Here is a 25,629-nt window from a genome sequence, read left to right on the forward strand (position 1 = left end):
ACTTCAGCGCTCGCGCTCGAACTTGAAGACGGCCGTGCCGGCACGCGCGTTCGGCAGCCAGCGCACCTCGGTGCCTTCCTGCAGGCCGAAGGCGTCGAGCACGCGCAGGCGGTTCTTGTGCGCAAGCACTTCGAAGTCCTTGAAGGTGCCGACGCGGATGTTGGGCGTGTCGTACCACTGATAAGGAAGACGTCGCGTGACGGGCATGCGCCCGCGCGCGACGCTGATGCGGTTCGGCCAGTGCGCGAAATTGGGGAAAGCGACGATGCCGATGCGGCCGACGCGTGCCGTTTCGCGCAGCATCACCTCGGCATTGCGAAGATGCTGCAGCGTGTCGATCTGCAGCACGACGTCGAAGGAGGCATCGTCGAACATCGCCAGGCCTTCGTCGAGGTTGAGCTGGATCACATCGACGCCGCGGCGGATGCATTGCAGCACGTTGCCGTCGGCGATCTCGACGCCGTAGCCGCTGCAGCCGCGCTCGCGCTGCAACAGGTCGAGCAAGGCGCCGTCGCCGCAGCCGAGGTCGAGCACGCGCGAGCCCTCGGGCACGAGGCGCGCGATCAGGCGCTGGGTGTTCAGGTCACTCATCGAAACACCCCCTCTTTCGCGATGTTCTCGAAGTACGAGCGCACGAGGCTCATGTAGCGCACGTCGTCCAGCAGGAAGGCGTCGTGCCCATGCGGCGCGTCGATCTCCGCATAGCTCACGTTGCGGCGGTTGTCGAGCAGCGCCTTCACGATCTCACGGCTGCGCGCAGGGGCGAAACGCCAGTCGGTGGTGAAGCTCACGAGCAGGAAGCGGGCGGTGGCCGGCGCCAGCGCGGCGCGCAGGTCGCCACCGTATGCGCGCGCGGGGTCGAAGTAGTCGAGCGCGCGCGTGATCAGCAGGTAGGTGTTGGCGTCGAAGTACTCGCTGAATTTGTCGCCGTTGTAGCGCAGATAGCTTTCGATCTGGAACTCGACCTCCTGGGTCGAGTAGAGGAAGTCCTTGCCGGCCACATCGCCCTCGACGGCGCTGCGCAGCGCGCGGCCGAACTTCTCGTTCATCACGTCGTCGCTCTGGTAGGTGATGTGGCCGATCATGCGGGCGATGCGCAGGCCGCGCTTGGGGATCACGCCATGCTCGTAGAAGTGGCCGCCGTTGAAGTCGGGGTCGGTCACGATGGCGCGGCGGGCCACCTCGTTGAAGGCGATGTTCTGCGCCGTCAGGCTGGGCGCGCTCGCGATCACGACCGCATGGCGCACGCGCTGCGGATACTGCAAGGTCCACGACAGCGCCTGCATGCCGCCCAGGCTGCCGCCCATCACGGCGGCCAGCGTGTCGATGCCGAGTGCGTCGAGCAGGGCGGCCTGCGCGCGCACCCAGTCCTCGACGGTGACCACCGGGAAGTCGGCGCCGTAGATGCGCCCCGTCGCGGGATTGACGTGCATCGGACCGGTGGAGCCGAAGCAGGAGCCGAGGTTGTTGATGCCGATCACGAAGAAGCGATCGGTGTCGACCGGCTTGCCCGGGCCGATCATGTTGTCCCACCAGCCTTCCGATTTCTCCTGGCCCGCATACACGCCGGCCACGTGGTGCGACGCGTTCAGCGCATGGCAAACCAGCACGGCGTTGCTGCGCTGCGCGTTGAGCGTGCCGTAGGTCTCGTAGGCCAGGCTGTAGTCGGAGAGCGTCGCGCCGCTGCTGAGCGGCAGCGGACCCGCGAAGGACATGGATTGCGAAGAGACGAGCAGCGACATGGAAAAGAAAAACCCGGCCTCGCCAAAAACGAGCCGGGTCGGGCATCCGTCTTTAGCAGCATTTGTTAAGCGCCCGCAAGCTGGAGCAAATCGGCGCGTCCGGAAGTATATGCCGCTCAAGCCCAGCCGATCAACGCGCCGGCGCCGAGCAGGAGGAAGAGGGCGGCGGACACGCCGTGCAGCAGCTTGATGGGCACGCGCTTGACGATGCGCTCGCCCAGCCACACCACCGGCGCGTTGGCCAGCATCATGCCCAGCGTGGTGCCGAGCACGACCCAGGCATAGGCATCCACGTAGCGCGCGGCGAGCATGACGGTGGCAATCTGCGTCTTGTCGCCCATTTCGGCCAGAAAGAAAGCGATCAGGGTGGTGCCGAAGACGCCGAAGCGCGAGCTCTTCGGAAGCTGATCGTCGTCGAGCTTGTCGGGAACCAGCATCCACAGCGCCATGGCGATAAAGGAGCCGCCCAGGATCCAGCGCAGCACGTCGGGCCCCAGCGTGTGGGTGACCCAATTGCCCACCGCGCCCGCCAACGCGTGGTTGACGACCGTGGCCGCAAAGATGCCCAGCACGATGGGCCAGGGCCTGCGAAAACGCGCGGCGAGGACCAGCGAGAGCAGCTGGGTCTTGTCGCCCATTTCGGCGAGCGCGACCACGCCGGTCGCAACGAGAAAAGCTTCCATGAAAAAGGGATTCCTGGGCCGAAGGACGCAATTGACCGTGCAACACCTTCGGCCACATCCGAAGCTGCACGGTCAAAGGTCTCGCCAGGTGGAACACTGTCTGCGCCATGTCCGGCACGGAGGCCGGGCAAGTCTGTTGACGCACACCCTTCTCGCAACGGAAGGCGGCTACTCCCCAATGACCGGGCGATTCTAGCCATGCGCGTGCTCCGCTTTGTGAGCAGGCGCAAACTTCTCATTTATTTTTTGAGAGGGCGCCATTGCGGGCAAATTCCTACTTGCGTGCGAATCGTTTCACCCATAATGCACGAGCCTCTCACTTGAGTTTTCGGGAGAGGGGCGATTCGGTGATCGGTCAGTTTCGCGCGGCCCAGCGGCATTTTCGTGGGTGGTGCTCCCGGGACTCCATCGCTTTTTCTTCGTGTTTATAGGAGTCCCTTCATGGGCAACAAACTGTACGTCGGCAACTTGCCTTATTCGGCACGCGACGGTGATCTTGAGCACGCATTCAGCCAGTTCGGCACGGTGACGAGCGCCAAGGTCATGATGGAGCGCGACTCCAGCCCGCCTCGTTCCAAGGGTTTCGGATTCGTTGAAATGGGCAGCGACGCGGAAGCGCAAGCAGCCATCAAGGGCATGAACGGCCAGGACATGGGCGGCCGCAGCGTCGTCGTGAACGAAGCGCGCCCCATGGAAGCGCGCCCGCCGCGTAGCGGCGGCTACGGTGGTGGCGGCGGTGGCTACGGCGGCGGCGGTGGCGGCGGCTACGGTGGTGGCGGCGGCGGCGGTCGCAGCGGCGGTGGCGGCTACGGCGGCGGTGGCCGCAGTGGTGGCGGCGGCTACGGCGGCGGCGGTGGTGGCGACGGCGGTTTCCGCAGCCCCTACGGCGCCGGCCCGCGTGGCGGCGGTCGCAGCGGTGGTGGCGGCGGCGGCGGTTATGGCGGTGGTGGCGGCAACAGCGGCTACTGATTCGCACCCCTGCACAGATCAAAAAGGGCTCCCTCGGGAGCCTTTTTCATTGCGCAGCGGTCCACATCGCGCCACCGGCCCAGCACCTAACCGGTGCGCCGTTGCTTTCGCCCGCGGCCCTGAACCGCGATATCGAACAGGCCGTTGGGCAAGGCCCGCATGAGCTTGGCCACCACGCCCATCTGCCACGGAATCACGCGATAGCTCGCGCCGGCCTCGATCGCGCGGAAGGCGCGATCGGCAAACGCCTCGGGCTGCAGGAGGAAAGGCATGCCGTAGCGGTTGCCCCGGGTGAGCGGCGTATCGACATAGCCGGGCAACAGCGTGACCACCTTGACGCCGCTGGCGCGCAGCTCGCCGCGCAAGCTCTCGCAATAAGCCACCACGCCGGCCTTGCTGGCGCAGTACGCGCCATGGCCGGGCAGGCCCCGGATGGCCGCGACGCTGGCGATGCCCACCAGCCGCCCGCTGCCTCGTTTGCGCATCGCGGCGACAAAGGGATGGAAGGTGGCGGCCAGGCCGACGTTGTTGACGGTCAGGGTCTCGGCCAGCACGTCGAGATCGCCGCGGTCTTCCGTATCGATGCCCACGCTGATGCCGGCGTTCGCGATGACCACGTCCGGAACTCCCTGGCGCTGGATGCAGTCGGCGCCCGCCCCCACGATGCTGTCGATCTGCGCCACGTCGGCGCCATAGACCTGGACATCGCCCGTGCCGATGCCGCGGGAGGCAACCCAGGCCTCGATCTCGGCAGTCCGCCGCGCCGCCAGCGCGAGCCGGTAGCCTGCCTCGTGGAAGCGCGCCGCCAGCGCCTGGCCGATCCCGCTCGAAGCCCCGGTGACGAAGGCCAGCGGCTTCAACGCTTGGTCCCAGGCGTGGACGGCATCAGCATGCCCCGCACGCGGCCGTGCAGATTGGCCACGCCCGAGAGGTTGTCGTAGTCCATCGAGTCGGCGGTGAACCGGTCCGAGCCGCGAATCAGGGTGACGGGCTTGTGCGACTTGACCCGCTCGGTGTCGAGGAAGGCGTGCAGGAACTCGCCGCGGAACTCCAGCCGCGGCATCGCCTTGCCGTCTGCCGTGGTGGCTGCTTCGCGCACCACGATCGCGTTGCCGAAGAGCTGGACCTCGCTGCCGTCGGCATTCGACAAGCCGCGATTGGCGGTGGCGCGGGTGGTCAGGCCTTCCGGCGACACGGAGCGCAAGCGCACCTGGTCCACCTCCATCGTGTCGGTGTCCGGATAGTGTCGGCCCTCGGTGCCGAACAGCTCGCTGCGCAGCTCGCCGCTGGGCAGGAAGTTCTTGATCACGAAGTCGCGCATGAAGTAGTCGGGCTCGTGCTTGGGTGCTTCCTTGGGCACGGGCTCGAGCAGCTTCGGCGCGTTGCGCACGAGCCAGTAGGTGCCCAGCGCGAGCACCGCCGTCAGGATGATCGGCAGGTAGATCGTGACCCGGTCGAAGGCGTCGCGCAGCAGATTCCAGGCCGCCTTCGCCCTCATGCGGCGGGGCCTCGCGCAATGTCCAGCAGGCGGCGGTAGTGGCCGCCGGCCGTGAGCAGAAGATCGCAGAATTCGCGCGCCGCACCTTCGCCTCCGCGCGCGGAGGTCACGTGGTGCGCGATGGCGCGCACCTCTGCATGCGCGTTCGCGGGCGCGGCGGCAAAGGCGACGCGAGACAGGACCGGCAGGTCGGGCCAGTCGTCGCCAATGGCGGCGGCCTGTGTCCATTCGAAACCGAGCAGCGCGAGCATGGCCTGCGCGGCCGGCAGCTTGTCCTCGGTGCCGTAGCGCACATGCTCGATGCCCAGGGCCTGCAGTCGCAGGCGCAGCGGCTTGGAATCGCGCCCCGTGATCACCGCCGGCGTGATTCCGGCCAGGCGCAGCAGCTTGAGGCCGTAGCCATCGAGGATGCTGAAACGCTTGAGCGTTTCGCCGTGCTCGCTGAAATAGACGCCGCCATCCGTCAGCACGCCGTCGACATCGAAGAAGGCCACACGGATGTCCTGGGCGGCGAGCAAGGTCTCCGCCGTGAATGCGAGCGCCATCAGATGACTTTCGCGCGCATCAGGTCGTTGATGGTGAGCGCGCCGATCAGCACGTCCGCCGCATCGGTCACCAGCACGCTGGTGATCCTGTGCTGCTCCATCAGCTCGGCCGCCTCCGCCGCCAGCGCATCGGCACGCAGCTTGCGCGGGCCGGGGTGCATCACGTCGGCCGCGGTCAGGGCGCGCAGGTCCGCACCGGTCTCGATCTGGCGGCGCAGGTCGCCGTCGGTGAAGATGCCGATCGCGCGGCCCTCGCGATCGACGATCGCGGTGGCGCCCAGCCCCTTGGAGCTCATCTCGCGCATCAGCTCGCTGAAGCTGGCGCCGGGTCCCACGCGCGGCACGGCGTCGCCGGAACGCATGACGTCGCTGACGTGCGTGAGGAGCTTGCGGCCCAGGGCGCCGCCCGGATGCGAGCGAGCGAAATCCTCGGTGCCGAAGCCGCGCGCATCGAGCAGCGCGACCGCCAGGGCGTCGCCCATGGCCATCTGCGCGGTGGTGCTGGCGGTGGGCGCCAGATTGAGCGGGCAGGCCTCTTTCTCGACGCCGCCGTCGAGCACGATGTCGGCATGGCGCGCGAGCGTGGAGTCGGTGCGGCCGGTGATCGCGATCAGCGGCACGCCCTGGCGCTTGACGACCGGCAGGATCACCGTGAGCTCGTCGACCTCGCCGCTGTTGGAGATGGCAAGCACCAGGTCGACCGGCTTGATCATGCCGAGGTCGCCATGGCTGGCCTCGGCCGGGTGCACGAACATCGCGGGCGTGCCGGTGGAGGCCAGCGTGGCGGCGATCTTGCGGCCCACATGGCCGCTCTTGCCCATGCCCATGACCACCACGCGGCCGCGCACCTCCAGGATCTTCTGCACCGCCGCCACGAAGCTCGCGCCGATGCGCTGCTTGAGGCCGAGCACGGCCTCGGCCTCGATGTCGAAAGTGGTGCGGGCCCGCGCGAGCATCGCGTCGGAGGAGGCCTGAAGGGCCGGGTCGGGGCTGGAGCGCATCGCGGGATTTTATCGGCCGGGCATGATCGCGCCCGCGAACGGGGGTTCCATTCAGTAGCATCGGCCCATGTCTTCCTTCGACCTCACGCTGATGTACCTGCTCGCGGCAGTGGTCGGCGTGGTCGCCTGCCGCTTCCTGCGCCTGCCGCCGATGCTGGGCTACCTGGGCGCAGGCGTGCTCATCGGGCCCCATGCACTGGCCCTGGCCCAGGACGCCGATGGCGTCCGGCACCTGGGGGAGTTCGGCGTCGTCTTCCTGATGTTCGTGATCGGGCTGGAGTTCAGCCTGCCCAAGCTGCGCGCGATGCGCAAGCATGTGTTTGGCCTGGGGCTGCTGCAGGTCATGCTGACCATGGCGATCGCCACACTGGGCGGGCTGCTGCTGGCCTCGTGGCTGCCGCCCTACTGGCAGCTGGGGTGGCAGACGGCGCTGGCGCTCTCGGGCGCGCTCACCATGAGCAGCACCGCGATCGTGGTGAAGCTGATGGCCGAACGGCTGGAGCTCGAGAGCGAGCACGGCAAGCGCGTGATGGGCGTGCTGCTGTTCCAGGACCTGGCCGTGGTGCCCTTGCTGGTGCTGATCCCGGCGCTGGGCGCGCCGCCGGAGGCCATGCTGAAGGCGCTGGCCATCGCCTGGCTGAAGGCCACCTTCCTGGTGGCCGTGCTGCTCTACGGCGGGCCGCGGGTGATGCGCTGGTGGCTGACGCTGGTGGCACGCCGCCGCAGCGAGGAGCTCTTCATGCTCAACCTGCTGCTGGTCACGCTGGGCCTGGCCTGGCTGACGGAGCTCGCGGGGCTGAGCCTGGCGCTCGGGGCCTTCGTGGCCGGCATGCTGGTCTCCGAGACCGAGTTCAAGCATCAGGTGGAGACCGACATCCGGCCCTTCCACGACCTGCTGCTGGGTTTGTTCTTCATCTCCATCGGAATGTCACTCGATTGGCACATCGTGGTCCAGCAATGGGCGCTGGTCGGCGTCCTGCTGCTGCTGCCGCTGACCTTCAAGCTGGTGCTGGTCACGCTGCTGGCGCGCTTGCTGGGGGCAACGGCCGGTGTGTCGCTGCGCACCGGGCTGTACCTGGCGCAGGCGGGCGAGTTCGGCTTCGTGCTGCTGAGCCTCGCGCAGGGGGAAGAGCTGCTGCCGGCCTGGCTCGCGAACCCGGTGCTGGCCTCGATGGTCCTGTCGATGCTGGCGACGCCCTTCATCGTCCTGTACAGCAACCGCATCGTGCGCAAGCTCGTGGCCAGCGATTGGCTGCAGCAGTCGCTGCAGATGACCTCGATCGCGCGCAAGACCATCAACACGGCCCAGCACGTGATCATCTGCGGCTACGGACGCTGCGGGCAGAACCTGGCGCGCATGCTCGAGCGCGAGGGCATTCCCTACCTGGCGCTGGACCTGGACCCCGACCGCGTGCACCAGGCGACCGCAGCCGGCGACTCGGTGGTGTTCGGCGACGCGGCGCGGCTGCAGGCGCTGATGGCGGCCGGCCTGGCGCGCGCCAGCGCGGTGGTCGTGACCTACCTCGACACCCCCGGCGCGCTCAAGGTGCTCGCCAACACGCGGGCGCATGCGCCGCAGGTGCCGGTGATCGTGCGCACCAAGGACGACCGCGAGCTGGAGAAGCTGCAGGCGGCCGGTGCGACCGAGGTGGTTCCGGAGGCGATCGAGGGCTCGCTGATGCTCGCCAGCCATGCCCTGGCGCTGGTCGGGGTGCCGATGCGGCGCGTGATCCGCGTGGTGCAGGACCAGCGGGATGCCCGCTACAACCTGCTGCGCGGCTACTTCCACGGCGCCGATGACGACAACGCCGACGAGCTCGATCACGAGCGGCTCAACAGCTACACGCTGACGGCCGACGCGCAGGCGGTGGGCCGGCCGCTGGACCAGGAGGCGCTGGAGGAGGTGGGCGTGCGGGTGGCCGGCTTGCGCCGGCACAACGGCAAGGCCGTGACCGTGAGCGACGACGTGGTGCTGGCGGACGGGGACACGCTGGTCCTGTCGGGCAAGCCCGGCGCGCTCGCCGTCGCCATCGAGCTGTTGCACAAGGGCTGAGCCCGTGCGCAGCGGGCCTCAGTTGGCGAGGCTCGGGTTGCGCTTCTCCTCGTCGATCTGCTGCTGGCGCCGCACCGCGTCGCACTGGGCATGGGCCCTGAGCTCGGGCTTGGCGCATTGGGCGACCATGCAGCGCGAGCGGCCGAAGAAGCCCTGACCCGCACAGGTCGCCTCGGGGCTGGGCGGCGCGACCGGCTCCGCCGGCGCCGTGGCGACGACCGCCGCAGGCGCAGGTGCGGGTTGGGGAACCGGCGTCGTCGGCGCGGCCGGCGGGGCCTTGCGTGGCTTGGGCGCGGCGGCGGCGGCCGCCTTGGGCGCGGCAGCGGCAACGGGCTTGGCCGGCGCTTCGGCCTTGGCAGGCGGCGGGGCAACAGCGGGCGGCGAGGCTGATGCGGGCGGCTCGGCAAAGGCCTTCGCCTGGGGCACCGGCAGGGGCTCTTCAGCCGGAACCTGCGCGATCTGGGTCGGCGGAGCGGGCTGAGTCGGCGGAGCGGGCTGGGGCGCCGGCGCGGGCGGCGCCGCATCACGCGCGGGAGCAGGCGGCGCCATGGCGACGGGTCCCGCAGCCGCAGGCGTCTGGCCCGCGGCCGGTGTCACGGCGTCGCGCGGGCTTTGCATGTACCAAGCCGCCGCAGCGATTGCGACAAGCAGCAGGGCGAAGCCACCCCACAGCGGACGGGACCGGCGCGGTGCCGCAGGCACGGAGAGCGTGGCGGGTCGCGACGCCGCCTTCGGCGCTCGAGCCGCGGTCGGAGATGGTGGCAATGGGGCAGGGCGAGTTGGCACCCTTGGCGGAGCCGGCGAGCGACCGATCGCCACGGTGGTCTCGTCGGCAGCGGATGAAGACCTCTTCGCCACGGCCTCGGGCAGCGGCATCCGCTCCGTGATCGGCCACTCGGCGGGCGCAACCCTGTCGTTCGCGGCGACGGCCACAGCCACCAGGCGATGCCCGCAACCTTTGCAGAACTTGGCGCCGTCGCGATTCTGCGCCCCGCAGGACGCGCACTCCACACCCATCTTGGAAGCCCTCAAACTGTACGCATCACCCTCCAAGCGGCGGGGTGGCTGTCGGCGCACTCGTCAGATCGAGAGCTTCAGGTCACCGCCACGCGCTTGGGCTTGTTGACCATTCTCTTCGCAATCACTGCGCCCAAGGCCATGGTCAGCTCCAGGGCCACGGCGGGCTGGCGGTTCGACATCTCGGCAAAGCGGATGGCCGTGAGCCGCCAGACGCGCGCCGCGCCAGTGGCGATGACGTTGGCCGAACGTGGAAGCCTGGAGAAGAAGGCGCCTTCGCCCACCACCGAACCGGGATTGAGGATCGCGAGCCGCATCTGCCCCTGGCTCCCGATCAGGTGCACGCTGAGTGCACCGCGCTCGATGAAAAAGAGCGTGCGGTCGTGGGCGCCCTGGTCGATCAGCACCTGGCCGGCGTTGAGGTCGTAGGGCTGCAAATAGCCGGCCATGGTCTCCCATTGCTGGGCATTGAAAGCCGGAGCGAACGCGTCGTAGCTGGTGTTCTGTGCGACGGCCCGGCAAAGATCCTGGATGCTCGATGACATGTTGATACCCTGCTGTGCGTGCGTGCCGGGACGCAGTATCGACGATTGCGTCAGATTGCAGTGACAGAAGTCACATCTACTAACTCTTTTTGTCTACTTTCCGATACAAAATCGGGAAAAGATCACACCCAGCAGGTCGTCGGCGCCGAACTCGCCGGTGATTTCGTTGAGCGCGTTCTGCGCCAGGCGCAGCTCCTCCGCCAGCAGATCCAGGAACTGGGCGCGGGCCGCGAAGTGCTCGGCGGCCACCGCGAGATGCCCCTCCACGCGCGACAGCGCCTGCACATGGCGCGCGCGCGCCAGGTACACCCCTTCCGGCACCGCCTGCCAGCCCGCCACCTCGAGCAGACGCTGGCGCAGCGCTTCGATCCCGAAGCCGGTCCTGGCGGAAAGGCTGATGCCTGCGGCCGGCGCCGCGGAAGGGGCTGCGTCCTGCTTGCTCCAGACGTCGAGCACCGGCACGCCGGCAGGCAGCTTTTCGCTCAGCAGCCGCAGGATCTCCGCATCGGCCTGCGCGTAGTCGGCGCCGGCCACGCGCGTCAGGTCGTGCAGGAACAGCACGGCGTCGGCGTCTTCGATCTGGCCCCAGGCGCGCGCGACCCCGATCTGCTCCACCAGGTCCGTGCTGTCGCGCAAGCCGGCGGTGTCGACCACATGCAGGGGCACGCCGTGGATCTGGATGGTCTGCGACACCACGTCGCGCGTGGTCCCCGGGATCGGGCTCACGATGGCGAGCTCGGCGCCGGCCAGAGCGTTGAGCAATGAACTCTTGCCTGCATTGGGCTGGCCGGCAATGACCACCTTGATGCCTTCGCGCAACAGGGCGCCCTGCCGCGCACGCAGTTGCACCGCGCCCAGCTGCGCCTGCAGAGCGGCGAGCTGGCCCTCGGCATCGGCCTTCTGCAGGAAATCGATCTCCTCCTCCGGGAAATCCAGCGTCGCCTCGACCAGCATGCGCAGGTGGATCAAGGCGTCGCGCAGCGTGTGGATCTCCTGCGAAAAGGCGCCCGACAACGAACGCCCGGCGCTGCGTGCCGCCGCCTCGGTGCTGGCATCGATGAGGTCGGCGATGGCCTCGGCCTGGGCCAGGTCGATCTTGCCGTTGAGAAAGGCGCGCTGGCTGAATTCCCCCGGCTCGGCCACGCGCAGGCCGGCCAGCCGGGGCCGCCCGGTGGCGGAGTCGTCTTCGGCGGCAGCTTCCAGGCAGCGAGCCAACAGCAGCTGGAGCACCACCGGTCCGCCGTGCGCCTGCAGCTCGAGAACGTCCTCGCCGGTGTAGGAATGCGGCGCCGGAAAATAGATGGCCAGGCCGCGGTCGATGGCGCCGCCGCCGGCGTCGAGAAAGGGCAGGTAGGTGGCCTCGCGCGGCTTGAGGCTGCGCCCGCAGACCGCCGCGATCAGGGGCGCCAGCCGCGCGCCGGAGACGCGCACGATCCCGACCGCGCCGCGGCCGGACGCCGTCGCGATGGCGACGATGGGATCGGTGGTGCGCGCCAGCATGGGGAGGATGATGCTTCAACGAGAAGGGCCGCAGTCTGCGGCCCTTGCTCGAGATCGTTCTGATCGTGCGCTACTTGCCGATCACGCCCAGGCGCTTGTTGATGAACCACTGTTGCGCGATCGACAGCACGTTGTTCGTGATCCAGTAGAGCACCAGGCCGGCCGGGAAGAAGATGAACATCACGCTGAAGGCCAACGGCATGATCCACATCAGCTTGGCTTGCATCGGGTCCGGCGGCGTCGGGTTGAGCCAGGTCTGGAACAACGAGGTTGCGGTCATCACGATCGGCAGGATGAACCAGGGGTCCGGCGCCGACAAGTCCTTGATCCAGCCGATCCAGGGCGCGTGGCGCATCTCGACCGACGACAGCAGCACCCAGTACAGCGCGATGAACACCGGGATCTGGACCACGATCGGGAAGCAGCCGCCCATCGGGTTGACCTTCTCCTCGCGGTAGATGCGCATCATCTCCTGCTGCATCTCCTGCGGCTTGTCCTTGAGCCGCTCGCGCATTTCCATGACCTTCGGATTGATGGCCTTCATCTTCGCCATGCTGGCGTAGGCCTTGGCGTTGAGCCAGTAGAAGGCCGCCTTCAGCAGCACGACCAGCGCGACGATGGCCCAGCCCCAGTTGCCCAGCATCGTGTGCAGCTTGTCGAGCAGCCAGTAGAGGGGCTTGGAGATGATGGTGAAGATGCCGTAGTCCTTGACCAGCTCGAGGCCAGGCGCCACGGCTTCGAGCGTTTTCTCGGCCTGTGGGCCGACAAACAACTCGGCGTCGATGGCCTTGGAGGCGCCGGGCTCCACCGCGCCGGCCGGCGTGATCATGCCCACCGCGTAGAGGTTGTTGTCGACCTTGCGCGCGAACAGCTCGCGCGGAACGCCGTCCTTCAGCAGCCAGGCGCTCGCAAAATAGTGCTGCACCATCGCAACGTAGCCGTTGGTCGCTTCCTTCACGAAGTCGGCCTTGTTGTTCTCGATGTCCTTGAACTCGATCTTCTGGTACTTCTTCGCCTCGGTGTAGACCGCCGGGCCGGTGAAGGTCGAGTAGAAGGAGGACTCGCCCGGCGGCTTGTTGCCGTCGCGCACGATCTGCAGGTACAGCTGCGGCGAGACCGGCGCCGTTCCGGTGTTCACGATCTCGTGGCGCACCTGCATGTCGTAGGAGCCGCGCTTGAGGGTCCAGGTCTTGACGAGCTTGACGCCGCCCAGGTCGGCCGATTCGAAGCGCAGCGCCAGGTCGTTGGCACCCTCCTTCAGCGCACGCTCGCCTGTGAAAGTCATCGGCGTCTTGTGGGTGGGGAAGGTGCCGCCGATCAGGCCGGTCTGGGCGACGTAGTAGCGATTGGCGCTCTGGTCGAGGAGGACGAAGGGCTTGTCCTTCTCGGTCAGGTCGTCATGCTGGATGAATTCGCTCTGCACCAGCGAGCCGCCCTCGGTGTCGAAGGTCAGCTTGAGCACGTCGGTGGTAACCACGACCTTCTCGCTCGCCGCAGGCGCTGCGGTCTTGCCGTCCGGCACCGCGCCGGCGCCGCTGGCGCTGGACGGGGCTGCGCCGGTGGCCTGCGGCACTGCATTTGATGCCGCACCCGAACCTGCACCGGCCGGAGCGGCCGCCGGCGCCGTCGCTGTCGCAGGCGGCTTGGTCGACGGCAGGAAGGTGGGATTGCGGCCATTGAAGACCTGCCACTGGTCCCACAGCAGCACCAGCGAGAAACCAAAGATCACCCACAGGATGGTGCGGCGAATATCGTTCATGAAGAAGACTTCTTGTCGTCGGAGAAAAGGGAGGAGAACAGCGCGCGCGTATCGCGGGCGCCGGGTTCCTTCCTCGGGGGAACGGGTTCATGGCCGCCCTGGCACCACGGCTGGCAGCGGACGAGACGGCGCAGAGTCAGATAGCTGCCGGCCGCCGCGCCATGTCGATCCAGCGCCTCGATGGCGTAGGCCGAGCAGGTGGGCTCGAAGCGGCAGCCCTGCCCGAGCCAGGGGCTCAGCAGCAGACGGTAGGCCTTTACCAGGCCGATCAGCAGGGCTTTCATGAGGCGCTCGCAGCAGCAGCACGGGCGGCCCGCTCCAGCAATTGCTGGAGCTCGGCGCGAACGGCGGCCTTGAGCTTGTCGGAACTCGCGCTTACGAATTCCTTGCGGTCGAAGCCCGCGCGCAACCGCACCACGTGCGCGGCAGGCGGCAACGAAGCTTCGGCGGCCGAACTCATGCGATAGATTTGGCGCTTGATGGCATTGCGGGTGACGGCCCTGCGCGCCCAGCGCTTGGGCACCATGGCCCCGACCCACACGTCCTGCGTGGCGAACAACGGCGCGGCGCCGGCTTGCGCGTCGAGCGCGCAACGGTGCAAGGCGAAATGGGTGGTGCGCGCCACGGTAGCACCTGCAAGAACAGCCTGGAATTGCGCGCGGGTCTTGAGCCGCTGCATGGAAGCCAATCGCAGGGCGCCGGCGGACAAGGACGGCGGCAGCGGAACGACTGGCAACGGAGCCTTAGACGGCGAGGCGCTTGCGGCCCTTGGCGCGGCGTGCGTTGATCACGGCGCGGCCGCCGCGGGTCTTCATGCGAACGAGGAAGCCATGGGTACGGGCGCGGCGGACTTTGGATGCTTGGTAGGTGCGTTTCATGATGTTTTTCCTGATGGACCCGAAAAGCCGGGCTTGTCGGGTTCTGTTGCCACGCCTGTTGCCAAAGTGGCTCCGGGCTGACCGAAGATCGAGTTTGATTACCCCGAAACCTATAAAGAGGTTTTCAGGGAAACCCGCGATTATCGCAAACATTCTGTACCGCAACAATCCGCGCGTGCCTGGGAGCGGTTTCCGCGCACCGGAAAACCATGTGGATAAGGCTTTGACAAGTTAGAATCACCGGCCCGTCCCAGGGGCGACTATCCACAAGCAGAACGACAAATGACCGAGGGACACTTGACCTTTCAGACCCCCCATGCCGAGTGAAGGCATTGGCGACAGCCTCTGGCAAGCCTGCGTCGACCAGCTCGCGCAGGAACTGTCGGAACAGCAATTCAACACCTGGATCAAGCCGCTGACCGCCAGGGTCGCGGACGATCTTTCGCGGGTCACCGTCTTCGTCGCCAACCGCTTCAAGCTGGACTGGATCCGGGCCCAGTACGCGGGCAAGATTGCCGCCATGGCCGAGAAGCTCTATGGTCAGCCGGTCATCATCGAGTTAGCGCTTGCTCCTCGGGAAATCGTTGCCCGGCCTGTATCCATGGCCGTCGCAGTCGAAACCGATGTGCCGCGCGACGTGGCCGGTCCAGGCGAGGATGCGCCGGGCGGCGCCTTCAAGAACCGGCTCAACTCCGGCCTGACTTTCGAGACCCTGGTCGAGGGCACGGCCAACCGCATGGCACGCGCCGCCGCCATGCACGTGGCCGGCACGCCGGGCCATCTCTACAACCCCCTTTTCATCTACGGCGGCGTCGGCCTGGGCAAGACCCACCTGATGCATGCGGTGGGCAACCGGCTGTTGTCCGACCGCCCCGACGCCAAAGTTCTCTACATCCACGCGGAGCAGTTCGTGTCGGATGTGGTCAAGGCCTATCAGCGCAAGACCTTCGATGAGTTCAAGGAGCGCTACCACTCGCTCGATCTGCTTCTGATCGACGACGTCCAGTTCTTCGCCAACAAGGACCGCACGCAGGAAGAATTCTTCAATGCCTTCGAAGCCCTGCTGGCCAAAAAGTCGCACATCGTCATGACCAGCGACACCTACCCCAAGGGGCTGGCGGACATCCACGAGCGGCTGGTCTCGCGCTTCGACTCCGGGCTCACGGTGGCGATCGAGCCGCCCGAACTGGAAATGCGCGTGGCGATCCTGATCAACAAGGCGCGGGCCGAGAACGCCGAGATGCCGGAGGAAGTGGCCTTCTTCGTGGCCAAGAACGTGCGCTCCAACGTGCGTGAGCTCGAAGGCGCGCTGCGCAAGATCCTCGCCTACTCGCGCTTCAACCAGAAGGAAATCTCGATCGCCCTGGCGCGCGAGGCGCTGCGCGACCTGCTGTCGATCCAGAACCGGCAGATCTCGGTCGAGAACATCCAGAAGACGGTGGCCGACTACTACAAGATCAAGGTCGCCGACATGTACTCGAAGAAACGCCCGGCCTCGATCGCGCGGCCGCGTCAGATCGCGATGTACCTGGCCAAGGAGCTGACCCAGAAGAGCCTGCCCGAAATCGGCGAGCTGTTCGGCGGCCGCGACCACACGACGGTGCTGCACGCGGTGCGCAAGATCTCCGGCGAGCGCCAGCAGCTCACCGAGCTCAACCAGCAACTGCACGTGCTGGAACAAACCCTCAAGGGCTGATGCATGCCTGTCATCGCAGATTCACGAAGGTCTGTCAAAGGACAACTCTGGGGAAAGTTCCGGCACAAACGGGCGCTTGTCCACAGGCCAGCGTCGCTTCCGGAAGTTGTGCGCCTCGGCGCGACAGCACCGAAGCACGCCTGCACACAGCCAGCCGGCAACGGCAAGTGCCTGTCGCCAAAGCGGAAAATGGCTCTGTCCACAGCGGGGCGCGCCCCTTATCTACTACTACTAATTTGAATTAAAGAAATAAGGAAGAGGTAAGTCATGATCGTTTTGAAGGCTACACAAGACAAAGTCCTCGCCGCCCTGCAATCGGTGGCGGGGATCGTGGAACGGCGCCACACGCTGCCGATCCTGGCCAACGTGCTGATTCGCAAGACCGGCCCCCGTCTGCAACTGACCACCAGCGACCTGGAGATCCAGATCCGCACCCATGCCGAGCTCGGTGGCGACGACGGCAACTTCACCACCACCGTGGGCGCGCGCAAGCTGATCGACATCCTGCGCACCATGCCGGCCGACCAGACGGTGAGCCTGGAGTCCAGCGCCAACAAGCTGGTGCTCAAGGGCGGCAAGAGCCGCTTCACGCTGCAGTCGCTGCCGGCCGAAGACTTCCCGCTGGTGCAGGAATCCGCCAACTTCGGCCCGGTGTTCAGCGTGCCGCAGAAGACCCTGAAGGACCTGCTCAGCCAGGTTTCCTTCGCGATGGCGGTGCACGACATCCGCTACTACTTGAACGGCATCCTGTTCGTGGCCGAGGGCAAGCAGCTCAGCCTGGTGGCCACCGACGGACACCGCCTGGCCTTCGCCTCGGCCATGCTGGACGTCGAGGTGCCGCGCCAGGAGGTGATCCTGCCGCGCAAGACGGTGCTGGAAATGCAGCGCCTGCTGTCCGACGCCGAGGGCGCGATCGAGATGCAGTTCGCCAACAACCAGGCCAAGTTCGCCTTCGAGGGCATGGAGTTCGTCACCAAGCTGGTGGAGGGCAAGTTCCCCGACTACAACCGAGTGATCCCCAAGAACCACAAGAACTCGGTGACGCTGGGCCGCGCGCCACTGCTGGCCAGCCTGCAGCGCACCGCGATCCTGACCAGCGAAAAGTTCAAGGGCGTGCGCCTCAACATCGAGCCCGGCACGCTTCGAATCGCCTCCAACAACGCCGAGCAGGAAGAAGCCCAGGACGAGCTCGACATCGACTATGGCGGCGACGCCATCGAGATCGGCTTCAACGTGGGCTACCTGATCGATGCGCTGGCCAACATGGGCCAGGACATGGTGAAGCTGGACCTCGCCGATTCCAATAGCTCCGTGCTGATGACGATTCCCGACAACGCGTCCTTCAAGTACGTCGTCATGCCGATGCGCATCTGACGGCCTTCGACAGGGAGTGACGAGGCCGCCCGCGCATTCCGCGGGCTTGGTCTTTCAAGAGACGAATAAAACCTGGTTCCCGAGAGAGTAGAAAGATCCTGATGAGCGAAGACAGCAAGCCGGAAACGCCGCACACCGAACCGGTCTATACCCCCGAGATCGAAAGCGCAATCCCGATCGAAGTGACGCCAGCCGCCGCTGACGCCTACGGCGAAGGCTCCATCACGATCCTCGAGGGGCTGGAGGCGGTGCGCAAGCGTCCCGGCATGTACATCGGCGACACCTCCGACGGCACCGGCCTGCACCATCTGGTGTTCGAGGTGGTCGACAACTCCATCGACGAGGCGCTGGCGGGCTATTGCGACGACATCGTCGTGACCATCCACACCGACAACTCGATCTCGGTGGTGGACAACGGCCGCGGCATCCCGACCGGCGTCAAGATGGACGACAAGCACGAGCCCAAGCGCTCGGCCGCCGAGATCGCGCTCACCGAACTGCATGCCGGCGGCAAGTTCAACCAGAACAGCTACAAGGTCTCCGGCGGCCTGCACGGCGTGGGCGTGAGCTGCGTGAACGCATTGAGCAAGATGCTGCGCCTCACGGTGCGGCGCGAGGGCAAGGTGCACGTGCTCGAGTTCAGCCAGGGCTTCGTGCAGAACCGCATCGTCGAGACGGTGAATGGCGTCGAGGTGTCGCCGATGAAGGTCACGGGCGACACCGAGAAGCGCGGCACCGAGGTGCACTTTCTGCCCGACACCGAGATCTTCAAGGAGAACGCCGACTTCCACTACGAGATCCTCAGCAAGCGGCTGCGCGAACTGAGCTTCCTCAACAACGGCGTGCGCATCCGCCTGTTGGACGAGCGCACCGGCAAGGAAGACGACTTCTCCGGTGCCGGCGGCGTCAAGGGCTTCGTCGAGTTCATCAACAAGGGCAAGACGGTCCTGCACCCCAACGTGTTCTACGCCGCCGGCGAGCGGCCGGCCGACACCTACGGCGGCATCCCCGGCACGCACATCGGCGTCGAGGTCGCGATGCAGTGGAACAGCGGTTACAACGAGCAGGTGCTGTGCTTCACCAACAACATCCCGCAGCGTGACGGCGGCACCCACCTGACCGGCTTGCGCGCCGCGATGACGCGGGTGATCAACAAGTACATCGAGGAAACCGAGCTGGCCAAGAAAGCCAAGGTCGAAGTCACCGGCGACGACATGCGCGAAGGCCTGTGCTGCGTGATGAGCGTGAAGGTCCCCGAGCCCAAGTTCTCCAGCCAGACCAAGGACAAGCTGGTGTCCAGCGAGGTGCGTGCGCCGGTCGAGGACATCGTGGGACGGCTGCTCGCCGACTACCTGCAGGAGCGCCCGAACGACGCCAAGATCATCTGCGGCAAGATCGTCGAGGCCGCGCGCGCCCGCGAGGCGGCGCGCAAGGCGCGCGAGATGACGCGCCGCAAGGGCGTGCTCGACGGCATGGGCCTGCCCGGCAAGCTGGCCGACTGCCAGGAGAAAGACCCGGCGCTGTGCGAGGTCTACCTGGTGGAGGGCGACTCCGCCGGCGGTTCGGCCAAGCAGGGCCGCGACCGGAAGTTCCAGGCCATCCTGCCGCTGCGCGGCAAGATCCTCAACGTGGAGAAGGCGCGCTACGAGAAGCTGCTCACCAGCAACGAGATCCTGACCATGATCACGGCGCTGGGCACCGGCATCGGCCGCGCCGGCGCGACCACGGCGGGCGGCGGCGCCGACGACTTCAACGTCGCCAAGCTGCGCTACCACCGCATCATCATCATGACCGACGCCGACGTCGACGGCGCCCACATCCGCACGCTGCTCTTGACCTTCTTCTATCGCCAGATGCCGGAGCTGGTGGAGCGCGGCCACATCTACATCGCGCAGCCGCCGCTTTACAAGGTGAAGGTCGGCAAGGAGGAGCAATACCTCAAGGACGGCCCGGCGCTCGATGCCTTCCTGCTGAAGGTGGCGCTCAAGGACGCCAGCATCCGGACCGGCGGCAACGAGCCGGCGGTGCTCGGCGGCGACACCCTGGCCGAGCTCGCGCGCAAGCACCAGCTGGCCGAGGCCGTGATTGCGCGGCTGGGCAACTTCCTCGATGCCGAAGCGCTGCGCGCCATTGCCGACGGCGTGTCCCTGGACCTGGACACCACCCCCGGCGCCGAGGCTTCGGCCGTGGCGCTGCAGGCCAAGCTTCGCGAACTCAGCGCCACGGGCGTGCCGGCCGAAGTGGCCAGCGAGTTCGACGTGCGCACCGACAAGCCCCTGCTGCGCATCAGCCGACGCCACCACGGCAACATCAAGAGCAGCGTGATCACGCAGGATTTCGTGCATGGTGCCGACTACGCGGCGCTGGCCGAGGCCGCCAAGACCTTCCGCGGCCTGCTCGGCGAAGGCGCCGTCGTGCGCCGCGGCGAGGGCGAGAAGGCCAAGGAGGAGAAGGTGGGCGATTTCCGCGAGGCCATGCGCTGGCTGATCGGCCAGGCCGAGAACGCCACCGCGCGCCAGCGCTACAAGGGCCTGGGCGAGATGAACCCTGAGCAATTGTGGGAAACCACCATGGACCCCAACGTGCGGCGCCTGCTCAGGGTGCAGATCGACGACGCGATCGAGGCCGACCGCGTGTTCACCATGCTGATGGGCGACGAGGTCGAGCCGCGGCGCGAGTTCATCGAGCAGAACGCACTTCGGGCAGCGAACATCGACGTGTAGACGCGCCGCAAAAAAAGTCCCGCATTCGCCGCCTTCGCAGCCGCACTGCTCGTAAACGCTATACCTCGCCCGACTCTTGCTAAGCAAGAATTTCGGCCGATTGGACGCCGTTTTTGGAGCGAGGACAGCAGCATGAAAGCGAACCGGATCGGGTGGCCCCTGGCGGCATGGGTCTTCCTTGGTGCATGGACATCTGCACAGGCGCTGCCGTCGAACCCGCCGATCCTGATGACCCAAGGCATCGAGTACATGTGCGGCGGCAAGAGCAGCGACGAGGCGGCGTTCATGCGCATGGTGTCGCCGCGCTGGGCGGCCACACTGGAGTTCTCGGTCAACCGCGCCAAACCCAACGAGGTGCCTGCCGATGTGGCCGTGGTGGTGCGCGAGCGCTATACCGGCCGTCCGATCATGCAAGCCGTCGCCGGAGCCCCCTTCATGCTGGCGCGGCTCGATCCCGGCGCTTACGAGATCGAGGCCACGCTGGCCGGGGTCACGCTGAAGCAGCCGATGACCGTGTTCAATGGCGTCGCTTCGCGGGCCGTGTTCGTCTGGCCTTCCAACGTCGATTTCGCCAATGCCGGCGGCCCGCACAGGGCGGAGCAGCAGGCAGCTGCGCGCACCAGCGACTGAGCGGCCCGGCGGGCGCGGCAGCATGCCGCCGAAGTTCAGCCTCGTCTAAGACTGGACGTCCATAGTCCCGGGCGTGGGACGAAACACTTCGCCCCGCTTCCCAACCCGAGCAAGGACATGGCTATGAACACAACCCGTTTTTGGCGGCCGGTAGCCGCCCTGGCATTTTTCGGCGCGTCGCTCCTGGGTGCGCTTGCGGCGCATGCGGCCTACAACCCGCCGATTCACATGGCCAATGGCATCGAGTACATGAGCGGGGGCATCAGCAGCGACGAAGCCGCGCTGATGCAGACCGTCGCGCCGCGCTGGCCCGCCACCTTCGAGTTCGCGATCAAGGACGGCACTCACTCCGACTTCGCGGCCGATGTCGCCGTCACGGTGCGCGATGCCGCCGGCCGCACCGTGCTGTCGCAAGTCAACGCAGAGGGCCCCTTCATGGTGGCGCGCCTCGATCCCGGCCGCTACGAGGTGGAAGCCACGTTGGCCGGCCGCACATTGACTAAGACCGTCGAGATCCATGCCGGCAGCCCGACCCGCACGCTCTTCCTCTGGCCCGCCGGCACCGACGTCAGTGCGCATTCGTGAGCCACGGCCGGAGGAGCCCAGGGGTCTGTCGGCCCACATCCTGCCGACCTCGGCCACCATGGTCGGGGTGTGCATGACGGTGCTCTCGATCGGCCGGCTGCGCCGCAACGGCCGTTCGGGCGTGCTGATCGACAAGCTGCTGGCCTTCGACGCCCTGGTCTTCCTGGCGAGCGCGGTGCTTTCGTTCGCCTCGATACGTTCGCGCCGCCAGGGGCCGAGCCATGAGCGGCGGGCCGAGCTGCTGTTCCTGGCCGGCCTCGCCATCCTGGCGCTGGGTGCCGTGGCACTGGCTTTCGTGATCGATTGAGGCTGTGGGACGCCCCGTTACTTTTTGCTGGCACGCGCCTTGAATGCGGCGCTACAAGCGCCCACATGCGCTGCTGGTGCTTCGCTACCGTGCAAGGCCTCGATGCCGCTTCGCCCCCTCACCCTCCTCGTCACGCTGCTGCATGTCTACATCGGCCTGCGGCTTCTGCCTGCGCTGGCGAGCTTCACCGGCGCCTGGCCGCTGCTGCTGTCCGCGCTGTTGCTCTCGGCCGCGACCATGCCGCTGCCCTTCATCGGTGCGCGCGGCAGGGCCAAGCGTGCGGCGCTGGCCCCGGGCTGGAAATGGCTGGGGCTGCTGAGCATGGGCTGGTTCTCCTCGATGTTCGTGCTCACGCTGGTGCGCGATGCAGGCCTGCTGCTGGCCTGGATGCTTGCCCTGGTCGGTGGCGGGTCGATCGATATTTCGAGCGCGCAGTCCTGGAGCGCGGCGGCCGTGGCGCTGCTCGCGACGCTGGTCACGCTGATCGGCTTCTTCAACGCCCGGCGCACCGCCAGCGTGGTGCGTGTCGACGTGCCGATCCGGGACCTGCCCGCGAGCCTGGAAGGCTTCACCATCGCCCAGCTCAGCGACATCCATGTGGGCTCGACCATCCGGCGCGGCTACATCCAGCGCATCGTCGATGCGGTCAACCGGCTGGGCGCCGACATGGTCGCGATCACCGGCGACCTGGTCGACGGCACCGTGTCCGAGCTGCGCGAGCATGTGGCGCCGCTGGCCGGTTTGCGCGCGCGCCACGGCACCTTCGTGGTGACCGGCAACCACGAGTACTACGCCGGCGCCCACGCCTGGATCGACGAGCTTAGGCGGCTGGGCTTGCGCGTGCTGCTCAACGAGCACGTGGTGCTGCAGACGCGCAACGTGAAGGGCGCGCAGACCGACGAGGAGGTGCTCGACAGCGCCCTGGTGGTGGCCGGCGTGACCGACTACACCGCGGCGCATTTCGATGCCGACCATGCCAGCGACCCCCAGGGCGCGCTCGACGATGCGCCGCCGCTGGTGCGCACCCGGCTGCTGCTCGCGCACCAGCCGCGCAGTGCGCCGGCCGCGGCCGAGGCGGGTTACCAGCTGCAGCTCTCGGGCCACACGCATGGCGGGCAGTTCTTTCCGTGGAACCTGTTCGTGCCGCTGCAGCAGCCCTTCACCGCCGGGCTGCACCGGCTGCGCGACATGTGGGTCTACACGAGCCGCGGCACCGGGTACTGGGGGCCGCCGAAGCGCTTCGGCGCGCCTTCGGAGATCACCCTGCTGAGGCTGGTGCCGGAGCGCTCCTGAAGGCCGCGTGGGCCATCAGTCGGGGCGGATGTTCCGTGCCGTGGCCAGCAGCGTGGCGCACAGCGTCTCCCCACCCTCCGGCGCGACGGCGTAGACCTCCGCCGCGCACACGGTGAGCAGCGGGCCGCCGTGCACCACGCGTCCGCGCGCCCGCACGGCACGGCCGGCGGCAGGAGCCACCAGCTTCAGCGTGGCGTCCACCGTCGCGTTGCGCCAGCCCACGGGCAGCACGCTGCCGGCTGCCGACACGGCTGCGAAGTCCGCCGCCGCGAACACCGCAGTGGCCTGCAGGCGGCCCGGGCTGAAGCTGAGGGCTTCGGTGATGGGCAACTCGACCTCGACCTCGCCGGCCGTGAGCTGCGTGAAGCGCAGGCCCAGCGTGCGCGCCATCGGCATGGCGAGCACGGCTTGTTCGACCCGCTGGAGTTGGGGGTTGTCGTTCATCGCTTCTTCTCCTTGGCGCCCGGCCAGGGCGCCTGTTTCGCTTTCTTCGAGGGTGCTGCAGCGCGCTGCGGACGTTGCGCGCGCAGCCAGTCCGCGTGCTCCATCACCTGTGCGCGCAAGGCGTGCAGCCGGGCGATCTCCTGGTCGAGGGCAGCCGCGCGCTCCTCCAGCGCATCGGTCATGCGCGTGATGCTCAGGCGGCCGGCGCGGTAGGCCGGCAGCAATTCGGCGATGGCGGGCAGCGAGAAGCCGATGCGCCGCGCCATCGCGATGAAAACCACTTCGCGCCGCATCGACTCCGGATAGTCGCGATAGCCCGAGCCATTGCGGGCGGGTAGCAGCAGGCCCAGCCTTTCGTAGTGGCGCAGTGCATGCACCGTGACGCCGGCGCGACGAGCGAGTTCCGAGATCCGCATGAGCCCGAGGCTAGCAAGCCTCGCGCTACGCGAGAGTTAGGTGAAGGCAGTTTTTTTGCGCCGCGACGCGGCGCGCGTTCAGGCCTGCGGGCCGGCGAGCCGCAGGGCGTTGGCGCTCGCCTTGGCGTGGATCGGCTTCAAGCCGCGCTGCGCGATGCGGGCGCCGGCGCTCGACAGCTGGCTCAGCGTGGCGGCCGAGCGGGTGGCCGCAATCGCGAGCGCGCGGCCGTGTGTTGCCATCTGCGCCGGCGTGGTGCTGGTGGCAAGCGAGACCAGCGCCACGGCGCCGCCCAGCCACTGCCGCATGGCGCGATTGGCCAGGGCGAACTGGGTGCTGTGCAGCTGGTTGGCGATGGCGGAGCTTGACTCCGCCACCGCCGCCAGCTTCTCGTGGCCCATGAGTTGCATCTCGGCAAGGTCCGCATCGCTCGGCACCAGGCCCGCCTTGGCCATGAGCCCGGTGCGCAGCTGGATCACGGAGCTGGAGTGCAGCAGCATCTCCTGCGTCTTGAGGGCCACGTCGATCCACAGCATGAACGGGTTGAAGAAGCGCGGGGAGGAGAGGACTGCGGACATGAACGTCATACGAAAGAGCTGAGATGCACTATAGGCTCATCGAAGGAGGTTGCGGCAACGCTGCTAAATTTGAGAGAAGATTTCCACTTCCCTGTCGCGGCGACATGCCCTTGTCCGTCTCTTGTAAGGCGGCGATGGTAGTCAGCCTTTTTTTGTCCGTCGCAGGTTCTGTTCGAATGACCAACAAGAAATCGTCCTGCGTCAAGGTTCTGCTCTGTGCGGGACTTTTGTCGCTCTCACTCGCCGCCTCCGCCTTCGAGGATGGCAAGCCCGCCTTCTACGTCGAAGCCGGCCGGGCGCCGCACAACGACACCAGCACCCGCTCGCTCACGATCGGTGCGGTCCTGCCCTGGGGGACGCAGGATCTCGTGTGGGGCACCCGGGTCACGTCCTATGCGGACCTGTTCCTGAGCCAGTGGCGTGCGCCGACCGTCGCTCGGGACGGCCATCACAACTTCTCGCAGCTCGGCGCCATCGCGGGCTGGCGCTTTCGCTTCGACGAGGGCGCCTCGCCCTGGTTCTTCGAGGCGGGCCTCGGCGTCACCTCGATGAACGACCGCTACGAGACGCCCGACCGCAGCTTCAGCACCCGCTTCCAGTTCACCGAGCAGTTGGGCATCGGCCGCAACTTCGGTGCGCGCGGGGAGCACGAGCTCTCGCTGCGGGTCCAGCATTTCTCGAACGCCGGCATCCGCAGGCCGAACCCCGGCGAGAATTTCTACAAGGTCCGCTACCTCTATCGCTTCTGACGGGAGCGCTTGCGCGGCACCAGGTATTCGTTGGCGACGGCGAGGTCTTTCAACCACTGTTCATAGGCCGATTCGCGCTGCTCCGGATCGCCTCTGAGCAGCGCCGACGGATGCAGGGTGACCAGCACCGGCAGGCCGCGCGCGTCGGTGTGCCAATGGCCCCGCTCGCGCATGACGGCGACCGGCCGCCCGAGCAGGGCGCGCGAGGCGGTGGCGCCGAGCGCGATCAAGGCCCGGGGGCGCACCTGGGCGATCTCGCTTTCGAGCCAGTGCAGGCAGGCGGCGACCTCACGCTGCGCCGGCGTCTTGTGCATGCGCCGCTTGCCGCGCAGCTCGAACTTGAAGTGCTTGACCGCATTGGTCACATAGAGCCGATCGCGCGACCAGCCCAGGTCCTCCACGGCCTTGTCCAACAGCCGGCCGGCCGGGCCCACGAAGGGACGGCCCTGCAGGTCCTCCTGGTCGCCCGGCTGCTCGCCGACCATCATCACCGTGGCGCCGACGGGCCCTTCGCCGAACACCGATTGCGTGGCGTGCTCGCCGATCGGGCATTCGCGGCAACGGTCCGTGGCCTGGTGCAACACTTCCAGGGCGCGTTCGCGGTCCTCGGGCAGTTCGGGTGGTGAAGGGATATCGGGCATGGCGA

28 protein-coding genes, 1 pseudogene and 1 riboswitch are annotated in these 25,629 nt (G+C 67.3%); of the genes and pseudogenes, 10 read left to right on the forward strand and 19 right to left on the reverse strand.

Annotation, left to right across the window (positions count from 1 at the left end; genetic code table 11):
- Nucleotides 1-3 precede the first annotated feature (3 nt).
- The 3 genes from metW to AC3A6Y_RS03625 form a co-directional block, all read right to left on the reverse strand.
- The gene (metW, locus tag AC3A6Y_RS03615) at nt 4-591 is read right to left on the reverse strand and encodes a methionine biosynthesis protein MetW (protein ID WP_487866861.1); all 588 of its coding nucleotides are present in this window, start codon (nt 589-591) and stop codon (nt 4-6) included.
- Nucleotides 588-1,715: a homoserine O-succinyltransferase MetX gene (gene metX / locus AC3A6Y_RS03620; protein WP_487866862.1), complete on the reverse strand. Its 1,128-nt coding sequence runs from the start codon at nt 1,713-1,715 to the stop codon at nt 588-590. The genes metW and metX overlap by 4 nt, the downstream gene beginning before the upstream one ends.
- A 143-nt stretch (nt 1,716-1,858) precedes the next feature.
- Complete coding sequence (locus AC3A6Y_RS03625) at nt 1,859-2,425, reverse strand: TMEM165/GDT1 family protein (RefSeq protein WP_487866863.1); 567 nt, start codon at nt 2,423-2,425, stop codon at nt 1,859-1,861.
- 5 nt (nt 2,426-2,430) lie between these two features.
- Nucleotides 2,431-2,614, reverse strand: a riboswitch (yybP-ykoY riboswitch).
- A gap of 252 nt (nt 2,615-2,866) precedes the next feature.
- Between AC3A6Y_RS03625 and AC3A6Y_RS03630 the strand changes: the two genes are divergently transcribed.
- Nucleotides 2,867-3,394, forward strand: a complete 528-nt coding sequence (locus AC3A6Y_RS03630; RefSeq protein ID WP_487866864.1) for an RNA recognition motif domain-containing protein — start codon at nt 2,867-2,869, stop codon at nt 3,392-3,394.
- Between the two features lie 86 nt (nt 3,395-3,480).
- Here AC3A6Y_RS03630 and AC3A6Y_RS03635 read toward each other — a convergent pair whose 3' ends face one another.
- From AC3A6Y_RS03635 to AC3A6Y_RS03650, 4 genes are read right to left on the reverse strand one after another with little or no spacing between them, the layout of a single operon-like run.
- Nucleotides 3,481-4,254: an SDR family oxidoreductase gene (locus AC3A6Y_RS03635; RefSeq protein ID WP_487866865.1), complete on the reverse strand. Its 774-nt coding sequence runs from the start codon at nt 4,252-4,254 to the stop codon at nt 3,481-3,483.
- On the reverse strand, nt 4,251-4,892 hold the full coding sequence (gene lptC / locus AC3A6Y_RS03640) for an LPS export ABC transporter periplasmic protein LptC (protein WP_487866866.1): 642 nt from the start codon (nt 4,890-4,892) through the stop codon (nt 4,251-4,253). Before lptC ends, AC3A6Y_RS03635 begins: the two co-directional genes overlap by 4 nt.
- Nucleotides 4,889-5,437 carry a KdsC family phosphatase gene (locus AC3A6Y_RS03645; protein ID WP_487866867.1) on the reverse strand — a complete coding sequence of 183 codons (549 nt, stop codon included), beginning with the start codon at nt 5,435-5,437 and terminating at the stop codon, nt 4,889-4,891. The genes lptC and AC3A6Y_RS03645 overlap by 4 nt, the downstream gene beginning before the upstream one ends.
- Nucleotides 5,437-6,438 (reverse strand): KpsF/GutQ family sugar-phosphate isomerase, encoded by a 1,002-nt coding sequence (locus tag AC3A6Y_RS03650; protein WP_487866868.1) that lies wholly within the window; start codon nt 6,436-6,438, stop codon nt 5,437-5,439. Before AC3A6Y_RS03650 ends, AC3A6Y_RS03645 begins: the two co-directional genes overlap by 1 nt.
- A 67-nt stretch (nt 6,439-6,505) precedes the next feature.
- Here AC3A6Y_RS03650 and AC3A6Y_RS03655 point away from each other — a divergent pair, with 67 nt between their 5' ends.
- Complete coding sequence (locus AC3A6Y_RS03655) at nt 6,506-8,491, forward strand: monovalent cation:proton antiporter family protein (RefSeq protein WP_487866869.1); 1,986 nt, start codon at nt 6,506-6,508, stop codon at nt 8,489-8,491.
- Nucleotides 8,492-8,509: 18 nt separating this feature from the next.
- Here AC3A6Y_RS03655 and AC3A6Y_RS03660 read toward each other — a convergent pair whose 3' ends face one another.
- The 8 genes and pseudogenes from AC3A6Y_RS03660 to rpmH form a co-directional block, all read right to left on the reverse strand.
- Nucleotides 8,510-9,109 (reverse strand): hypothetical protein, encoded by a 600-nt coding sequence (locus tag AC3A6Y_RS03660; protein ID WP_487867817.1) that lies wholly within the window; start codon nt 9,107-9,109, stop codon nt 8,510-8,512.
- A 327-nt stretch (nt 9,110-9,436) separates the two neighbouring features.
- Nucleotides 9,437-9,508 (reverse strand): annotated as a pseudogene (locus AC3A6Y_RS03665) (zinc-ribbon domain-containing protein); the annotation flags it as partial.
- 77 nt (nt 9,509-9,585) lie between these two features.
- Nucleotides 9,586-10,053 carry a Crp/Fnr family transcriptional regulator gene (locus AC3A6Y_RS03670; protein ID WP_487866870.1) on the reverse strand — a complete coding sequence of 156 codons (468 nt, stop codon included), beginning with the start codon at nt 10,051-10,053 and terminating at the stop codon, nt 9,586-9,588.
- A gap of 93 nt (nt 10,054-10,146) precedes the next feature.
- On the reverse strand, nt 10,147-11,553 hold the full coding sequence (mnmE, locus tag AC3A6Y_RS03675; protein WP_487866871.1) for a tRNA uridine-5-carboxymethylaminomethyl(34) synthesis GTPase MnmE: 1,407 nt from the start codon (nt 11,551-11,553) through the stop codon (nt 10,147-10,149).
- A 70-nt stretch (nt 11,554-11,623) separates the two neighbouring features.
- The gene (gene yidC / locus AC3A6Y_RS03680) at nt 11,624-13,312 is read right to left on the reverse strand and encodes a membrane protein insertase YidC (protein WP_487866872.1); all 1,689 of its coding nucleotides are present in this window, start codon (nt 13,310-13,312) and stop codon (nt 11,624-11,626) included.
- Nucleotides 13,309-13,596 (reverse strand): membrane protein insertion efficiency factor YidD, encoded by a 288-nt coding sequence (gene yidD / locus AC3A6Y_RS03685; protein ID WP_487866873.1) that lies wholly within the window; start codon nt 13,594-13,596, stop codon nt 13,309-13,311. Before yidD ends, yidC begins: the two co-directional genes overlap by 4 nt.
- Nucleotides 13,593-13,991, reverse strand: coding sequence for a ribonuclease P protein component (locus AC3A6Y_RS03690; RefSeq protein ID WP_487866874.1), 399 nt, complete (start codon nt 13,989-13,991; stop codon nt 13,593-13,595). The genes yidD and AC3A6Y_RS03690 overlap by 4 nt, the downstream gene beginning before the upstream one ends.
- Nucleotides 13,992-14,055: 64 nt before the next feature.
- Nucleotides 14,056-14,190 carry a 50S ribosomal protein L34 gene (gene rpmH, locus AC3A6Y_RS03695; RefSeq protein WP_007834827.1) on the reverse strand — a complete coding sequence of 45 codons (135 nt, stop codon included), beginning with the start codon at nt 14,188-14,190 and terminating at the stop codon, nt 14,056-14,058.
- A 316-nt stretch (nt 14,191-14,506) separates the two neighbouring features.
- On the opposite strand from rpmH, the gene dnaA reads away from it, so the two are divergent.
- The 7 genes from dnaA (at nt 14,507) to AC3A6Y_RS03730 (ending at nt 22,798) form a co-directional block, all read left to right on the forward strand.
- On the forward strand, nt 14,507-15,886 hold the full coding sequence (gene dnaA, locus AC3A6Y_RS03700; protein WP_487866875.1) for a chromosomal replication initiator protein DnaA: 1,380 nt from the start codon (nt 14,507-14,509) through the stop codon (nt 15,884-15,886).
- A 267-nt stretch (nt 15,887-16,153) separates the two neighbouring features.
- Nucleotides 16,154-17,260, forward strand: a complete 1,107-nt coding sequence (dnaN, locus tag AC3A6Y_RS03705) for a DNA polymerase III subunit beta (protein ID WP_487866876.1) — start codon at nt 16,154-16,156, stop codon at nt 17,258-17,260.
- Between the two features lie 101 nt (nt 17,261-17,361).
- Nucleotides 17,362-19,983 (forward strand): DNA topoisomerase (ATP-hydrolyzing) subunit B, encoded by a 2,622-nt coding sequence (gene gyrB, locus AC3A6Y_RS03710; RefSeq protein WP_487866877.1) that lies wholly within the window; start codon nt 17,362-17,364, stop codon nt 19,981-19,983.
- Between the two features lie 132 nt (nt 19,984-20,115).
- Nucleotides 20,116-20,613: a hypothetical protein gene (locus tag AC3A6Y_RS03715; protein WP_487866878.1), complete on the forward strand. Its 498-nt coding sequence runs from the start codon at nt 20,116-20,118 to the stop codon at nt 20,611-20,613.
- 123 nt (nt 20,614-20,736) lie between these two features.
- A complete protein-coding gene (locus AC3A6Y_RS03720; protein WP_487866879.1) occupies nt 20,737-21,198 on the forward strand; it encodes a carboxypeptidase-like regulatory domain-containing protein in 462 nt (153 codons plus the stop codon).
- 73 nt (nt 21,199-21,271) lie between these two features.
- Entirely contained in the window at nt 21,272-21,505 is a 234-nt protein-coding gene (locus AC3A6Y_RS03725) for a hypothetical protein (RefSeq protein WP_487866880.1), read from the forward strand.
- Between the two features lie 102 nt (nt 21,506-21,607).
- A complete protein-coding gene (locus tag AC3A6Y_RS03730) occupies nt 21,608-22,798 on the forward strand; it encodes a metallophosphoesterase (protein ID WP_487866881.1) in 1,191 nt (396 codons plus the stop codon).
- 15 nt (nt 22,799-22,813) lie between these two features.
- Here the strand turns inward: AC3A6Y_RS03730 and AC3A6Y_RS03735 are convergent, their stop codons facing one another.
- From AC3A6Y_RS03735 to AC3A6Y_RS03745, 3 genes are all read right to left on the reverse strand, one after another.
- Nucleotides 22,814-23,242, reverse strand: a complete 429-nt coding sequence (locus AC3A6Y_RS03735; RefSeq protein WP_487866882.1) for a PaaI family thioesterase — start codon at nt 23,240-23,242, stop codon at nt 22,814-22,816.
- Nucleotides 23,239-23,658 carry a MerR family transcriptional regulator gene (locus tag AC3A6Y_RS03740; RefSeq protein WP_487866883.1) on the reverse strand — a complete coding sequence of 140 codons (420 nt, stop codon included), beginning with the start codon at nt 23,656-23,658 and terminating at the stop codon, nt 23,239-23,241. Before AC3A6Y_RS03740 ends, AC3A6Y_RS03735 begins: the two co-directional genes overlap by 4 nt.
- Before the next feature lie 78 nt (nt 23,659-23,736).
- Nucleotides 23,737-24,234 carry a polyhydroxyalkanoate granule-associated phasin gene (locus tag AC3A6Y_RS03745; protein ID WP_487866884.1) on the reverse strand — a complete coding sequence of 166 codons (498 nt, stop codon included), beginning with the start codon at nt 24,232-24,234 and terminating at the stop codon, nt 23,737-23,739.
- 176 nt (nt 24,235-24,410) lie between these two features.
- Between AC3A6Y_RS03745 and AC3A6Y_RS03750 the strand changes: the two genes are divergently transcribed.
- On the forward strand, nt 24,411-24,983 hold the full coding sequence (locus tag AC3A6Y_RS03750; RefSeq protein WP_487866885.1) for an acyloxyacyl hydrolase: 573 nt from the start codon (nt 24,411-24,413) through the stop codon (nt 24,981-24,983).
- Here AC3A6Y_RS03750 and AC3A6Y_RS03755 read toward each other — a convergent pair.
- Complete coding sequence (locus tag AC3A6Y_RS03755) at nt 24,971-25,624, reverse strand: UdgX family uracil-DNA binding protein (RefSeq protein ID WP_487866886.1); 654 nt, start codon at nt 25,622-25,624, stop codon at nt 24,971-24,973. The two genes, AC3A6Y_RS03750 and AC3A6Y_RS03755, sit on opposite strands and share 13 nt — an antisense overlap.
- Nucleotides 25,625-25,629 lie beyond the last annotated feature (5 nt).

The organism is Variovorax sp. Soil_C_17 (assembly GCF_057657265.1).